We start from the raw sequence: 14,538 nt of genomic DNA on the forward strand, positions 1-14,538 counted from the left end.
TTCTATTTTAAATATGGGAGTTCGTGATTATAAATAATTGGTGTGCAATCACAACGCTTGCTTATATTCAATCTCAGCCTTCTTAGTTGGTACTGTACACGTATTTACTTACGTTGTTTCTATTTTAAATATAGGAGTTCGTGATTATGAATAATTGGTGTGCAATCACAACTTAACAATGAGTGAAGTTTTAGCAGTTAAGGTTGGTACTGTACATGTATTTACTTACGTTGTTTCTATTTTAGATAAAGGAGTTCGTGAATATGAATATTTGTTGTACAATCACAACCTTATCGAATCGGTGTAGTTTGCTTTTCATGTTGGTACTGTACACAGTTTACTTACGTTATTCTTATTTTAAATATAGGAGTTCGTGATTATGAATAATTGGTGTGCAATCACAACTTAACTTGTGCTGTTAGTGTAGCAACTTGAGTTGGTACTGTACACATATTTACTTACGTTGTTTCTATTTTAAATATAGGAGTTCGTGAATCTAAAGATTTGGTGTGCAATCACAACAGAAAAAGTGATTACAGAGTACTTTGTAATCGCTTTTATTTTATAAAATTAAAAAGAATCTCTAGTTCTTTCTCCTTTAGAAGAAGCAGTGTACTAGAGATTCAAAAGTACAAATCTATATATTGTTAGGGAGTTGATTTTCGATACTCTCTTTATCTTTTTTGCTCATCATAAGATTACCTAGTTTATTGATATACACACGAGTTTTCAGTGTGCGTATTCTACCGTAGTGGTGGAATAATACATATAACAATACACCTATACCAGCGATATTTATATATCCATATACTGTCTTGGTAGCGGCGAGTACCCCATTTAGTTGGATAAGGGATAGATTAATACCAGCCCCTGATCTTAATAACATGGCATCGTCTAGGTATACAGCTAAGTTGTTTAGACTTTGTATTTGGAATTGATATTGTGTCCAGCTGTATAATGCACTAAACATCCCTACAGCGATAAATGTACGCCATAGAATAGCAAAACCGATCAGTCCTAACATACTAGCTAAGTCTAACTTATCTAAGGTGTAATACCAAGTGGTGACAAAGATAACTCCCATTCCATATCCTTTAAAGAACATGGGTAGGTACCACATCGAATAGCTGAATTCTGTTGCCATAGCGAGGTACATCATCACACTGTACATAAGAAATGCAGAGAATCCAGAGAAGACGAGCATGCGTATAGGGATTTCGTTTTTATACCAATAATAACAGACAACTGCTGCAGTAATAAGTCCTGGAATCAGTAAGAGATTTAGGGAGGCATTGGTCATCGGATTATATCCTAATATACCTACGGCAAAGATATTCTGTATCGTAGCAGTGGCAAGATACATTCCTAAACACAATAACATAATCGTTCCGTGTCTTACATTATTCTTCTTAAAGGCATTTAAGGGTAAGAATGGTCTTCTAATCAACTGTTGGCGAATGACAAAAATAAATAAGAGAATACCAAATAATAATGAGGCATATCTTATGATCTCTGAGTCAAACCAAGCTTGTTGTTTTCCAAAAGCTAGGATATAGGCCAAGGTCATGAATGTTACATTGAATAGAAGGATACTAATCCAGTCAATGTAAATAAAAGGGACCTTGCGCATAAAGCGTTGATTGTGCTGAAATATAATACAAATCAATGCTGCTCCAAAGCACATAATTGCTAGGTTCATATAGCTAATCTGCCAGCTGAATATAAAGCTTACCTTAGCTACAAAGTAACCTGATAATTGGGTGATAACTAATAGGGCAGAGTAGTAGATACTGTAGAATATACCTCTGTTACCTCCTACACTTAAAAGCATCATAAGGGGTAATACTACTTCCATCATTCCCATCATTTTAAATACTCCTATTAGATAAGAAGAGGCTATAATGATATAGGGTTGATGTGTGGTGGATTGTACCAAGTATAATAGACCACACATGGTGAGGGAGGTTACAAGAAGTTCTTTTGTTCTGAATCTCGCTTTGATCCTAACAATAAGAGGCATGACTGTACCTAGACCTATGGCATAGGCATAGTTAGCCCATAGGTAGTACTCTGTCATCGAGCCTGTACTACCCACGATATTGGTTATATTAGTAGTATATATTCCACTAATACTACAGAACACAGCTGCTATGATTACAATGAGTAATAGCATGACTGGTTTTGGTACCCAAGAGTGAAATAATCCTTTGTTATACATGGTATAGAATTAATAATTAGGAATTGTGTACGTTGTACATCCCTAAGTATGGTTTATTATTTTTTCTTTTTCTTTGATTGTTTTTAGAATGCTTCCTATAATTTTAAGCAGCTCATCTATGTCAGTCAAAAGGCTTGTACTCTGTTTAGTCGTTAGATAGTCTGTGTCAGTTAACAGTCGAATCCAGTAATGAGATTCACGAGCTTCTTTATATGCAATATATAGTTTAGCATAGCTTTTAATTTGTACTATATTTTCATTCTTCATAGAAAACGGATTTGATGAATTTAAAAATATAGTGTGCACATTAATCATTCCATTATTAAGAATTAGAAATTTAATTATAGGATATATTTAGAAAGCCCGAAGGGCTATGATTCCTAATTTAAAATTCCTAATTTCTAATTAGTTAGCCAGTTGTATATTCATATTCATCCCCGCTTTAAGATTAGCGATGTTTTCTATATCATTGGTATCTGTAAATTCGATACGCACAGGGATACGCTGTTGTACCTTGACGAAGTTCCCCGTAGAGTTATCCGTAGGCATACTAGAATATCTAGAACCAGTAGCTGCAGAGATAGCCGTTACTTTTCCTTGAAAGCGTATTCCTTTTACAGCATCAGCTGTCATGTCGATAATACTACCTATTTGTATATTGTTCATTTGAGATTCTAAAAAGTTGGCTGTTACCCATTTCTCATTATCTTTTACGATAGTAGTAATTTGCTGGCTAGGCGAGAGTAGCTGTCCTTCACTGATTAGTCTTCGTCCCATCACCCCGTCATAAGGAGCTGTAATTACTGTGTATGACAGGTTTAGTTGAGCCATATCTAACATCGCTTTTGTACGTTTGATATCCGCTTCATTTAGGGCAAGACGTGTTTCTATCTCTGAAACTGAAAGTTTGGTTGTGTTTTGTTGTTTTATTAAACTTTCATAAGCAGATTTAGCAGCTTGGTACTCTGTTTTTACTTGATCATATTGTTGTTGGGTAACAGCCTCAGCTTGTAATAAATTCTCGTATCTTTTATTGTTTTGTTCTGCGTTCCACAATCTTGCTTTTGCCCCTTCAATATTAGAGCTAAATACCCCGATATTATTTGATGCTGTATGAATAGAGGAGTTAGTTACTTTCTTAGCAGCTAATGCGCTTAAATAAGCTGCTTCAGCTTGTTCTACTTGCGTTAAGATTTCTCTGTTGTCTAGGATAACTAGTGTATCTCCTTTTTTGACTTGCTGATGTTCTATGAACTTGATCTCTTTAATATAAGCAGATACACGGGTATTGATAGGGTTAATAAACTCTTCTACCTGTGCTGATTCTGTGTAATCTCTATCGTTGATGTGAAAGTATTTAGTCAATAACCAGAAAAATGCGATTCCTATTACCGCAAATGTTAGGGTGTTGACTAAGAGTATCTTTGTTTTCTTCTTTTTTTCTTTTTTAGCTTTATCCTCTACAACTTGCTCTACTGGAGCTTGAACTGGTTGTTCAGTAGTTGTATTTTCTTTATTTTCCATTGCTTGTTTTAGATATAATGTCGTTTGTACTTTTTGTTTTTTTGGAGGTACTGCATGTCACGTCACGGATTACAAATCGGCGCCATCGTTGTATTTTACCACAATCTATATCGCGTCATATAAGTACATTATGGCTTAGCCAAACATTCTTAATTCGTAATTCTTAATTAAATGCCCTGTAGGGCATTAAAGTGTCCCTGTTGACTTTAATAAATTGTAGTATTGGTATAATACGTTTATTTCTGCATTGGCGTACTGAAGTTCGGCTTCTAATTTTGCATTAGTTGCATCTGTCATCTCTGCTTGTATAGCCAATTGGTTTAGGTATTTAGCCTCTATTATCTTATAGTTCTCCTGTGCGAGTTGTTGACTTTTCTTTAATAGATTAGCGTTTTGTATAGCCTCATCGTATTTGGTATAAGCTGCATTGACTCCCATTTCTAATTGTTGTTGTACAAGGGTGAATGTTTCTTCAGCTTTGTCTTTTTGAAGTTTCTCTAGTTTGACCTTTTTGGGTGTTTTATATAAATTGTCAATATTATAAGTCAGAGATACCCCTACTTGCCAAGCGTTAGAATACATATCCATCACAGGGTTAGATGTGGTGATCGGACGACTCATGTTATACCCACCTACTGCAGCTAGAGCAGGATACTTATCAGTATTGGCAATCTCTATCTTTTTTTGTGCCGCTTCGACTCCTTTTTCTACTCTTTGTATCATCGGATGTTGCGTATAGGCTAGATCTAGATAATAGTTATAATCGCCCTCTAGTGGTCTGTGTACAAGAGCTTCATTAGGTGTTATTTTAGTTGATGTAGGTAGTCCTAGTGCAATCGCCAAATTATAGTTTAGAATCGATAGATTATTATCTACACTTAATAGGGCTTGATCCATATTCTGAAGAACTAATTCACCTCTGATTACTTCATTACGTGTCATCATTCCTTCTTTATAATATCTATTGACATTCTCAAGTCGGATTTGGGCTAATCTTTTATTGTTTTGATAAACTTGTTCTTGATGAATCAGTTTATATACATCTAGGTAGTTAGAAATAACTAAGAACTTAATGCTTTGCTGATCTTGTACAAGGTCTAGAGAGGCAAGCTGTTCGCCTATTTGAGCAAGTTCTATATTCTTATTAATCGCTCCCCCTTTAAATAGTAGTTCAGATGCCTGTACTGCATAGCTATTGCCAAAGTGAGGCATATCCTTGGTCATGACCTTACTGAAATCGCGGTCTAATATAAGCGCATCTCCTATATAAGAAGCATTGGCAGTAAAGGCAAGATTAGGAAGGCGTTGCTGTTTAATTAATTGGGTTTGTTGTTCGCTAATGTTTTTGTTTAAAGCAGTGACTTTTAATTGTTGATGATTTTGCATCGCTAAGTTCACCGCTTGTTCTATACTAAGTGTTTGGTCGCTTACTTGGCTATATATTGAAGTATATGAGAGTAGTAGTAAGCTTAATCCACAAAAGTATTTGTGAATATTTCTTTTCATTTTATTTGTACTTTATGCCGACAAAGTTAGTTCAGTAGTACATGGTATAAAATGATTAAGAATATCAAAAAAGATGTTTAAAAGTATTATTCTATAGCTTAAACATCTTTCTATACTGAGTTGGGCTAGTGCCTTGATGTTTTTTAAAGAAGTGAGCGAAAGCATACTGATCACTAAATTGTAGCTTAGTGGCTAATTGTTTGATAGGCAAAGTAGTAGTGGATAACTGTGCTTTAGCTTCGTTAAATATAAACTCATTGATGATCTCTATAGGTGTTTTTCCAGAAGTTTCCTTGACTACTGTACTTAGGTGTCTAATAGAGAGTTGTAGTTTATCTGCGTAGAACTGAACAGACTTGGTCTCTAGGTAATAATCAGAGACTAACATCACGAATTTATACGTGATCTTTTGCTGTGAGGTCATTTGATTAATAGAGTCTTCACTTCTAGGCGTGGCTACGCTTACTAGGTGGTAGAGGATGATATTAAAATAATTCTCTATAATGTATTGACCATACTCAATCTCCTTGAAGTGCTCCAGGTAATAACCTAGAGATTCTACATTGGTCCAGAAGATCTCTAGTTCTTGTTTGCTAATGTGGAAATTGCGTTGTAATTGTGTTTTTAAATCTCTATATACTTTTAATCGGTGAAGCTTAAAAGAAGCAGTTTCTAAGAAATTTCGATCATAGCTAAGTAGTCTCAGTTCTGCATCTGGGCTTATCTCTAAGATTTCGTATACGTATTTGACATCAATAAGGAAGATAGAGTTCTCTATGATTTCGAATTCATTAATCTGTTCTCTTATTCTTAGTTTTCCTTTTTTGACAAATAGAAAGGAAGAACGAATGGGTCTATAGGGATGCCCAAAGTTGGCATGATCAAAGATGTTTTGTTGATTGTATATCTGTACATGTATAAATGAAGAATTGGCTGTCTCTATATTTCCTTGAAGCATGAGGATGGTTTTATAGGTGCAAGATAGGGAAAAAATAGGGAGTATAGGCTTTATATGTAAGCAGAATACTTGCTGAAAGAAGCGATCTGAGTAGGAATATTTTAGGGATATGGAGTTACTGGGGGAAGGGGGAAGTTTTCAATTTAGTATCTATATAATATAATTTTTTGTTAATGATTATTTAATTCTTATTAGTTGTGCAAGCTATACTTTAGCATCGATTAATCAGACATAAGATGGCACTATCAAGAGATCAATGGGTTGATATTAACTACTATAAGTATTGGGATATATTGTATTATCTCTCTTGTAATATTACGAGAGATAAGGATCTATCAGCTGATATAGTTCAAGATGTTTTTGTGAATATATGGAATAATTACAGCAATTTGATAATCGATAATTCTAAAGCTTATTTAATACAGTCTGTTCGTAATAAAAGTTTAAAAGCTATTAGTACAACTAGTTTTAATACTGTTCAGTTAGAAGAGGTATATAATGTATTAGTAGATAATGAAATATTAAGCAGAGAAGAAGAAATAATGTTCAAGGAACAATTAGTTAATATGATATATAGTAAGGCTCAAGAAGTACTACCAGAGAAGTGTTATCAAATATTTGTTCTTCGATATAGTAATAAATTGAGTTATAAAGAAATCGCATTAAAACTTGGGATATCAGAAAGTACTGTAGATAATCAAATTAGTAAAGCTTTAAAAAGTATTAAGAGTTCTTTACCTTATTTGGTAGATTATATTATTGTGATAGGTTATTTGATGGGGGTAACCCAGAATTAGTACTAATTAAATATAGCAAAGTGATTTTGCTTCATAACTTTTCTCTTAGTTCTAAAACTATATTAGAGTATGCAGGGGGTACTTATTTAAGCGTCTTTTTTATAATTGTTTTTGTTTATCAGTTTATACTTTGTTCTGAGTTAAAAGCAATGTTATCTAAGTGTTACTGATATTAAGAATGAGTTAAGCGTTTGTTTTTGCATAGGGAGTTATAATAATAGAGGACTCTTACTTATGTAAGACAATCTTAAATTATGCAAAATAAGTTTAAACATTTTTTAAATAAATATTTACTTGGTACATCTGACTTAACAGAAAAAAAAGTTGTGGAAGACTTTTCTGATAATTTACAGAAAAGACCATTAATAGAATTAAAGATAATTCAAGAGAATAGCAAACTGAGAAGCTCTATATACAATAGTATAAAGTATAAAACTAGAGAAAGAAAGAGAAGAAAGAATTATAGATTATTATCAATAGGTTTTTCACTCTTATTAGTCATAGGCTTAACTATTTATCAAAAGCATATCTCTATAAATAATCAAGAATTAACATACACTACTTCTAGTGAGTTAGCTAAACATATTATTCTATCAGATGGTACTGCTGTAACGCTAAGTAGTAACTCTACATTAATTGTGTCAAATGAGTTTAATCAATCAAGTAGAGAGATTAAATTACTAGGTGAGGCTTATTTTCAAGTTGCTAAAGATGCCTCAAGACCTTTTATTATTTCGTCAGATAATTTTGAGACACAAGTTTTAGGAACTTCTTTTTGGGTGAAACCAAATATAGTAGAAGTCTCTACAGGACGAGTAAAGGTTAGTAACTTGTTAGATAGGGAAAACTATGTCATTTTAACTGCTGAGCAAAAGGCCTTACTAAAAGACCATAGATTATATAAAAACACCATAGACGTGTTTTCTTGTATCTCTTCTACATCATCTTATCTTATGATGAACAACATCACTCTTACACAGTGGAAACAAATAATAGAAAAAGAGTTTGATATCCAGATACACTTCCTGGAAGATATTATTTCAACAAAAGAATTTATTCAAGCAGATTTTAGAAACTCTACTCTAGCAGATATTGTTCAGAGTGTCAGCTATATGTATGATTTTGATTATAAGTATGAAAATAAAACTATAATTATTAATAACACCAAGAAATGAGATTAAATTACTATTGCCGGTTAAGAGTAGAGACATATCTTTTTTGTCTTTCTTTATTAAGTACAGGCGTTTATGCTACTAATCAGACAATTTCTGATAAGGTAGGTGTACATGTCTATGTAAGTAATTCTTCAGAAACAGTGAAGAGTTTATTTGAAAAAATAGAACTACAAACAACTTATAAAGTAGTCTATTCTCCCTCTAGATTAGATACCTCTATTGCTCTTAGATTTACTAGTAAAGAACGTGAACTAGAGAAGTTGTTAGAAGATATTGCCTTAAGAACAGGATCTACATATAAGATATCAGATAAACTCATCACTTTTAAATCACAATATGTTATTCCTAAAGCAGAGAAGGTTAATACAGGTCAGCAAAATAATAAGACTGTTTTAAAAGGGGTAGTTAAAGACATTCATGGACTAGCACTTCCTGGAGCGACTGTAAAAATAAAAGATTCTAAAGAGGCTGTAGCTACTGATCTAGACGGTAGTTTTATGTTAGAAGTAGCCCAGAATAAACCGATCGTATTAGTAATAGAGTATATAGGATATGATACTAAAGAAATTAAGGTAGAAAATCCAGAATATACTTCTATAATCTTAGAAGAAGATGCTCGTAGTTTAGAAGAAATTGTAATCACTGGTTATACAACAGAGAGCAAGCGAAATATTACAGCTGCTATTTCGACTATTAATGTAGATGGTATTAAGGATGTACCTAAGGCAGATGTAGCCGAGATGTTACAAGGTAGAGCTTCAGGGGTACAAGTTATGAGTGATAATAGTCCAGGTGGGGGGAACTCTATTCGAATAAGGGGATTCAGTACTATTAATAATAATGAGCCATTAGTAATTGTAGATGGAGTACCTGTAGCTAATGGGTTGAATTCGATTAATAGTAATGATATAGCTTCAATGCAAGTATTAAAAGATGCTGCTTCATCTTCTATCTATGGTTCTAGAGCGGCTAATGGAGTGATTTTAATTACAACAAAGTCAGGAGGGAGAAATGAAAAAATATCTATAGATGTAAGTAGTTTTACAGGTGTTCAAAGTGCTTTTAACCTACCTAAGATGCTTGATGCTCAGCAGTACGGTGATATGTTATGGCAAGCTTATAAAAATGATGGTGTTGCTCCTAAACATGATATTTATGGAAATGATCCTACTGGGGCAACTATTCCTCTTTATTTAAATAAAGATAAAACTATTAAAAGTGGTAATGTAGATTGGGTTAAAGAAATATTTAATCCTGCTACGATTCAATCTCACAATATATCATTAGCAAAAGGAGGGGAGCACTCTAGTCAGCTTTTTTCGTTAGGGTACTTTGATCAACAAGGAATCATAAAAGATACTTATTTTAAAAGATTTTCAGGACGTTTTAATTCAGATTATAGATTCTTTGATGGGATCTTGACAATAGGGGAGAATCTTAATGCCTCATATACAGAAAATGTTGGTATCGGTACTAATGCAGCATTAGGGTCAATAGTATATAATGCATTTATGTATCCTTCTATAGTGCCTGTTTATAGTGAGTTAGGAGAGTTCTCGGGTAATCCATTAAATGATATTCAAAATCCTAGAGGGCGTTTAGATCGAAATAAAAATAATAAGACAAAAGAGCTGAGATTACTAGGTAATTTATTCGCAGAGTTAAAGCTAAGTGATTTTACTTTTAGGTCATCTATAGGGCTAGATTATGTAAATATTAATGGAAGGAACTTCTCACCAAAGTTTAATGAAATATTAGTTATTAATCCAGTTAATTCACTATCTACTAGAAATTCGTTTAATTATCAATTTACTTTTACTAATACACTGAGTTATAAAAAACAATTAGGCAATCATAATTTTGATGTCTTATTAGGACAAGAAGCAGTTGAGTATTACTATGAAGGGTTCTCTGCTTCAAGACAGAACTTTATGTACGAAGATCCTAATTATTGGTTTTTAGATTATGGTACAGCCAATCAACTAAATGGAGGTAACGCTAATGGGTGGTCATTAAATTCCTTCTTTGGTAAAGTTCATTATAATTATGATGGAAAGTATATTGTGTCTGCTACAATGCGTAGAGATGGAACTTCGCGATTAGCTAATCATAAATGGGATACTTTTCCTGCTGTGTCACTTGGTTGGAGGATAGATAAAGAAGACTTTTTTGATTTAGGAGATACGTTTACTTCATTTTTACTTCGTGGTGGCTGGGGAGTTACAGGAAACCAACAGGTACCCTCTTACTCAACTATAAAAAGTTATTCTAGTAATAGCTATAATTCAAATTATGATATTAATGGAGGACAGTCATCTGTTGAGACAGGTCTGATTCAATCTAGAGTACCTAACCCAGAGCTAAAATGGGAGACTACTACACAGAGCTCTTTAGGAGTTGATTTAGGTTTTTTTAACGATAAACTAAGTGTAACAGCAGATATCTATAACAAGAAAACAAAAGATATTTTGGTCTATAAATCGCTGCCTTTGACTTATGGTGGTACTAATGATGGACAGTGGGTAAATGATGGAGAGATGACAAATAGAGGTTTAGAATTAAATCTATCTTATCAAGATAATATTAAGGATCTTCACTATAATATTAATTTCAATTTTACAACTTATAAAAATCAGTTGACAGCATTAAACTCTGTTAATTATCTAGGTATTCCTTCTTCGTCTTTACACAGTGTAAACTTTGGACAAGAAATCTCTAGATCTGCTATAGGTCAACCAATAGGCTCATTCTTTGGTTATGTTAATGATGGGATATTTAAAAGTCAACAGCAGATCGATCAGTATAAATTACAACCTAATGCAAAACCAGGTGATTTAATCTTTAGAGATGTAAATAATGATGGTGTAATAGATGACAATGATAGAACATTTATAGGTTCTCCTCACCCTGATTTTATTCTTGGCTTTAATGTAGATTTAAAATATAAAGGGTTTGATTTAAGTATGTTTTTTAATGGAAGTTTTGGCAATAAGATTTATAACTTAACAAAATATAACTCTCATTTCTTTAATCAATCAGCTTATAATAAGTCTTCTGATGTATTAGGGGCATGGACACCTAAAAATCCGAATGCTTCTATACCAAGATTATCCTTAGATGATACAAATAACAATATACGCCCTTCATCTTATTATGTGGAGGATGGCTCATATTTCAAGTTAAATAATTTACAACTAGGTTACTCTTTTGGAGAAAAACTTCATAAAAAGCTGAAAATGAGAGTTTATCTACAAGCAACAAATGTATTTACGATTACTAACTATAGTGGATTAACTCCAGAAGTGGGACTACAAAGTTATTCTAAGAGTAATAAAAATTTAGATATAGGTATTGATCGTGGGCTTTATCCACCTGCACGTACTTTCTCTATGGGATTAAGTATTAATTATTAAAATACAAGTAATGAAAAGATATATTTCAAATAAAACATATAAGATACTATTTGTCACAACTATTATGGCAGGTGTAATGAGTTCATGTTCTAAAGACTTTTTAGACGAAACTACTTATGGAGAAGTATCACCAGACAAGATGACAGATCCTAAGAATGTGGAAAGAGTAATTATAGGGGCTTATAAGATGCTGAATGGACAGATGGATAATGCTTCAAATGCAATGAATTCTCCAGCGTCTAATTGGAGTTTTGGAGATGTGACTTCTGATGATGCATATAAAGGAGGTGGAGGTACTGGTGATCAAGGGCAAATCCACAGAATGGAGTTATACCAGACAGACCCAACAGTAATAGATATAGAAAGAAAGTGGAGTGCATTATATGAAGGTATTAAAAGGGTAAATGACGCTCTACGATTATTAAATCAATCAGTAGCATTTGATCCTGAACTAAAGAAGCAGAGACAGGGAGAATTATTCTTTCTTAGAGGACATTACTACTTTGAATTAAAGAAGATTTACAATAGAATTCCTTATATAGATGAAAAAGTTGTTAACGTAGAGGATTATAATCGATCAAATGTAGAGTTTACTTCTGAACAGTTATGGCAAAAAATAGCAACAGATTTTGATAATGCATCAAAAGTATTGCCTTCTAAGCAAGCACAAATAGGAAGACCTACTAGCATTGCTGCTAAAGCTTATCTGATGAAGACAATGATATATCAAAAGAAATGGCAAGAGGCTTATACAATCTCAGAAGAGGTGATGTCAAGTCAATATAAACTTCTGTCTAATTTTGAAGATGTGTTTTTACCAGAAAATGACAATAGCTTAGAAGTAATATTTGCAGTACAACATTCTATTAATGATGGTGATCCTAATAACTATAATGGAAGTATAGGAGATCGTCTTACAGCTCCAGGAGGCCCTTTTTATCCTCAGTATGGTTTTCATAGACCTTCTCAAAATCTAGTTAATGCTTTTAAGACAGATGCTAACGGATTACCTGTAAAAGATAATGTAGATGTAAACAGTCAAGATTTCGTAGATCCAAGATTAGATTATACCATAGGTAGACCAGGTATAACATATAAAGGTTTAGGAGTGACATATGATGCATCTTGGGCAAGGGATGTAGCTACTTATGGAGTATATGCACCAAAGAAACGTATAGTTTCTGCTAAATCACCTTATTATGGCGCAACTTGGCCTTATGTTTCTGCGTTGAATTATTATATTATTCGTTATGCAGAAGTAATGTTATGGAAGGCAGAAGCAGCTGTAGAGTTAGGTAAATTAGAAGAAGCTCGAAGTATCGTAAATGCGATTAGAAAAAGAGCAAAAGAGTCAAAGTATGTGATGGCTTTAGATGGTAAGTCATACGCTGCTAATTATAAAATAGGCTTATATAATGATAGCTGGAGTAATGTAAATAAGGCTAGAGAGGCTGTACAATTAGAGAGTAGATTAGAGTTGGCGATGGAAGGAGAACGATTCTTTAATTTAGTGCGTTGGGGGATAGCAGATAAGGTTATTAATCAAGAGTATCTAGAAGCAGAGAAGCATAAACGTTCATTTTTGACAAATGCTCATTTTACTAAAGGAAAGAATGAATATTTTCCTATTCCACAAAGATATGTAGATGGGGCTACTTCTAAAGTCGAACAAAATCCTAATTATTAATATTAAGTAATATAAAACAAATGAAAAAAATAGTAGTAGGTTTCTTACTCGCTGTATGTACTTTTTCTTTCGGACAAAGTGGTGAGAATAAAAGTGTAACATTGTTAAGAAATAGTAATTTTTATTTTTTAGATCAGCTTTCTAAACAACCTAGTCTTGTTAAGTTGCTCAATGATAATAAGACTTTTACAGAAATAAAACATAATAGACTAGATCTAATCAACAAGTTAGTAAATAGTGAAACTTTCCCTAAGAGTGAAGAATTGGTTCATTCTTATATTTTTACAGACGATCAGATAAAAAGTATCTCTGATGAGTTAGTTGCTTTAAATAATAAAGAGAAGAAAGTAGAAACTTTCTTTGAAGAATTAAAGCAGTCTAAAAAATACATTAATTACAATGAGATGAGTCAGAAAGATTTTATCTCTAATGTAGTGAAGTTAAACTTTAGTGGATTAAATCATACCTTAAAAGTGTATGGATTAGGAGAGAAGCCATTTTATCCAAATATTGATTCAGTATCTTATGATAAGAATTCACGTTATTTTAAAAGAGCTATTTTATTTTGGGCAAAACATTTAGCAAATGAATCAGATTATTCTAAGGCTAGCTTCTTTGAACCAATGTTGGATTATGGACTGTATTTGATGTATATGAACCACAGGGATGAAGGTATTAGATATGAGCCTCTAGCGGCATTGTATAATAAGAGCGCTATAGAATATGCTAAACGCATTGATTTTAAAAAGTATGAATACAATGCATTAATCGTCCTAGGAGATGGACCAGAGAATTATAGAGATCCTTTGGGGGCGTTAGGAAAATTGAATCTAAAATTAGCAGTAGAACAGTATAGACAAGGTAAGGCGCCTTTTATTATTGTTTCAGGTGGACACGTACACCCAAATCGTACAGAGACTTGTGAAGCTATAGAAATGAAAAAAGAATTAATAGGGTTATATAATATTCCGGAAGAGGTAATTATTGTAGAACCTTATGCTAGACATACGACTACTAATCTTAGAAATGCTACTCGTTTAATGATTGAATATGGTTTTGATATTAAACAAAAAAGTATGATTGTCTCTTATGAGTTACATACAAAGTCAATAGCAGATAAGAAGTTTTTAGAACGTTTTATGCGTGAATTAGGTTATTTACCAGGGAAAATAGTTAAGCAGAAAAAAGGGGAGTTATTAGACTTTTACCCATCTGAATTACTATTACAAATAAATCCTTTAGAGCCGTTAGATCCATAAG

Annotated in this window: 11 protein-coding genes; 6 read left to right on the forward strand and 5 right to left on the reverse strand. The window is 32.9% G+C overall.

The window, feature by feature from the left end; translation table 11 throughout:
• The first annotated feature begins 178 nt into the window (after positions 1-178).
• Positions 179-307 carry a hypothetical protein gene (locus RT228_RS14755; RefSeq protein ID WP_259638031.1) on the forward strand — a complete coding sequence of 43 codons (129 nt, stop codon included), beginning with the start codon at positions 179-181 and terminating at the stop codon, positions 305-307.
• Between the two features lie 330 nt (positions 308-637).
• Here the strand turns inward: RT228_RS14755 and RT228_RS14760 are convergent, their stop codons facing one another.
• The 5 genes from RT228_RS14760 to RT228_RS14780 form a co-directional block, all read right to left on the reverse strand.
• Positions 638-2,173, reverse strand: coding sequence for an MFS transporter (locus RT228_RS14760; protein WP_313138727.1), 1,536 nt, complete (start codon positions 2,171-2,173; stop codon positions 638-640).
• An 87-nt stretch (positions 2,174-2,260) separates the two neighbouring features.
• Positions 2,261-2,485, reverse strand: a complete 225-nt coding sequence (locus RT228_RS14765) for a four helix bundle protein (RefSeq protein WP_225600599.1) — start codon at positions 2,483-2,485, stop codon at positions 2,261-2,263.
• Between the two features lie 138 nt (positions 2,486-2,623).
• Positions 2,624-3,742 carry an HlyD family secretion protein gene (locus tag RT228_RS14770; RefSeq protein WP_006259960.1) on the reverse strand — a complete coding sequence of 373 codons (1,119 nt, stop codon included), beginning with the start codon at positions 3,740-3,742 and terminating at the stop codon, positions 2,624-2,626.
• A 186-nt stretch (positions 3,743-3,928) separates the two neighbouring features.
• Entirely contained in the window at positions 3,929-5,248 is a 1,320-nt protein-coding gene (locus RT228_RS14775) for a TolC family protein (protein ID WP_313138728.1), read from the reverse strand.
• A gap of 91 nt (positions 5,249-5,339) precedes the next feature.
• Positions 5,340-6,206, reverse strand: coding sequence for a helix-turn-helix domain-containing protein (locus RT228_RS14780; protein ID WP_313138729.1), 867 nt, complete (start codon positions 6,204-6,206; stop codon positions 5,340-5,342).
• Positions 6,207-6,442: 236 nt separating this feature from the next.
• On the opposite strand from RT228_RS14780, the gene RT228_RS14785 reads away from it, so the two are divergent.
• The 5 genes from RT228_RS14785 to RT228_RS14805 all read left to right on the forward strand — a co-directional run bounded on the left by RT228_RS14785 (position 6,443) and on the right by RT228_RS14805 (position 14,537).
• Positions 6,443-7,003 carry a sigma-70 family RNA polymerase sigma factor gene (locus tag RT228_RS14785; protein ID WP_006259963.1) on the forward strand — a complete coding sequence of 187 codons (561 nt, stop codon included), beginning with the start codon at positions 6,443-6,445 and terminating at the stop codon, positions 7,001-7,003.
• A gap of 254 nt (positions 7,004-7,257) precedes the next feature.
• Complete coding sequence (locus RT228_RS14790) at positions 7,258-8,178, forward strand: FecR family protein (protein ID WP_313138730.1); 921 nt, start codon at positions 7,258-7,260, stop codon at positions 8,176-8,178.
• Positions 8,175-11,591: a TonB-dependent receptor gene (locus RT228_RS14795; RefSeq protein WP_313138731.1), complete on the forward strand. Its 3,417-nt coding sequence runs from the start codon at positions 8,175-8,177 to the stop codon at positions 11,589-11,591. The genes RT228_RS14790 and RT228_RS14795 overlap by 4 nt, the downstream gene beginning before the upstream one ends.
• Positions 11,592-11,601: 10 nt before the next feature.
• On the forward strand, positions 11,602-13,278 hold the full coding sequence (locus RT228_RS14800; protein WP_058699906.1) for a RagB/SusD family nutrient uptake outer membrane protein: 1,677 nt from the start codon (positions 11,602-11,604) through the stop codon (positions 13,276-13,278).
• Positions 13,279-13,298: 20 nt separating this feature from the next.
• Entirely contained in the window at positions 13,299-14,537 is a 1,239-nt protein-coding gene (locus tag RT228_RS14805; protein WP_059050828.1) for a YdcF family protein, read from the forward strand.
• Position 14,538 lies beyond the last annotated feature (1 nt).

The organism is Myroides sp. (assembly GCF_032073645.1).
Classification (GTDB): domain Bacteria; phylum Bacteroidota; class Bacteroidia; order Flavobacteriales; family Flavobacteriaceae; genus Flavobacterium; species Flavobacterium odoratimimum.

What these genes read in the sequence shown, in the direction of transcription:
- RT228_RS14760 (WP_313138727.1), bottom strand. Translation starts at nt 2,173, where the DNA reads ATGCTATTACTCATTGTAATCATAGCAGCTGTGTTCTGTAGTATTAGT.
- RT228_RS14780 (WP_313138729.1), bottom strand. Translation starts at nt 6,206, where the DNA reads ATGCTTCAAGGAAATATAGAGACAGCCAATTCTTCATTTATACATGTA.
- RT228_RS14795 (WP_313138731.1), top strand. Translation starts at nt 8,175, where the DNA reads ATGAGATTAAATTACTATTGCCGGTTAAGAGTAGAGACATATCTTTTT.
- RT228_RS14770 (WP_006259960.1), bottom strand. Translation starts at nt 3,742, where the DNA reads ATGGAAAATAAAGAAAATACAACTACTGAACAACCAGTTCAAGCTCCA.
- RT228_RS14785 (WP_006259963.1), top strand. Translation starts at nt 6,443, where the DNA reads ATGGCACTATCAAGAGATCAATGGGTTGATATTAACTACTATAAGTAT.
- RT228_RS14800 (WP_058699906.1), top strand. Translation starts at nt 11,602, where the DNA reads ATGAAAAGATATATTTCAAATAAAACATATAAGATACTATTTGTCACA.
- RT228_RS14765 (WP_225600599.1), bottom strand. Translation starts at nt 2,485, where the DNA reads ATGAAGAATGAAAATATAGTACAAATTAAAAGCTATGCTAAACTATAT.
- RT228_RS14775 (WP_313138728.1), bottom strand. Translation starts at nt 5,248, where the DNA reads ATGAAAAGAAATATTCACAAATACTTTTGTGGATTAAGCTTACTACTA.
- RT228_RS14790 (WP_313138730.1), top strand. Translation starts at nt 7,258, where the DNA reads ATGCAAAATAAGTTTAAACATTTTTTAAATAAATATTTACTTGGTACA.
- RT228_RS14805 (WP_059050828.1), top strand. Translation starts at nt 13,299, where the DNA reads ATGAAAAAAATAGTAGTAGGTTTCTTACTCGCTGTATGTACTTTTTCT.
- RT228_RS14755 (WP_259638031.1), top strand. Translation starts at nt 179, where the DNA reads ATGAGTGAAGTTTTAGCAGTTAAGGTTGGTACTGTACATGTATTTACT.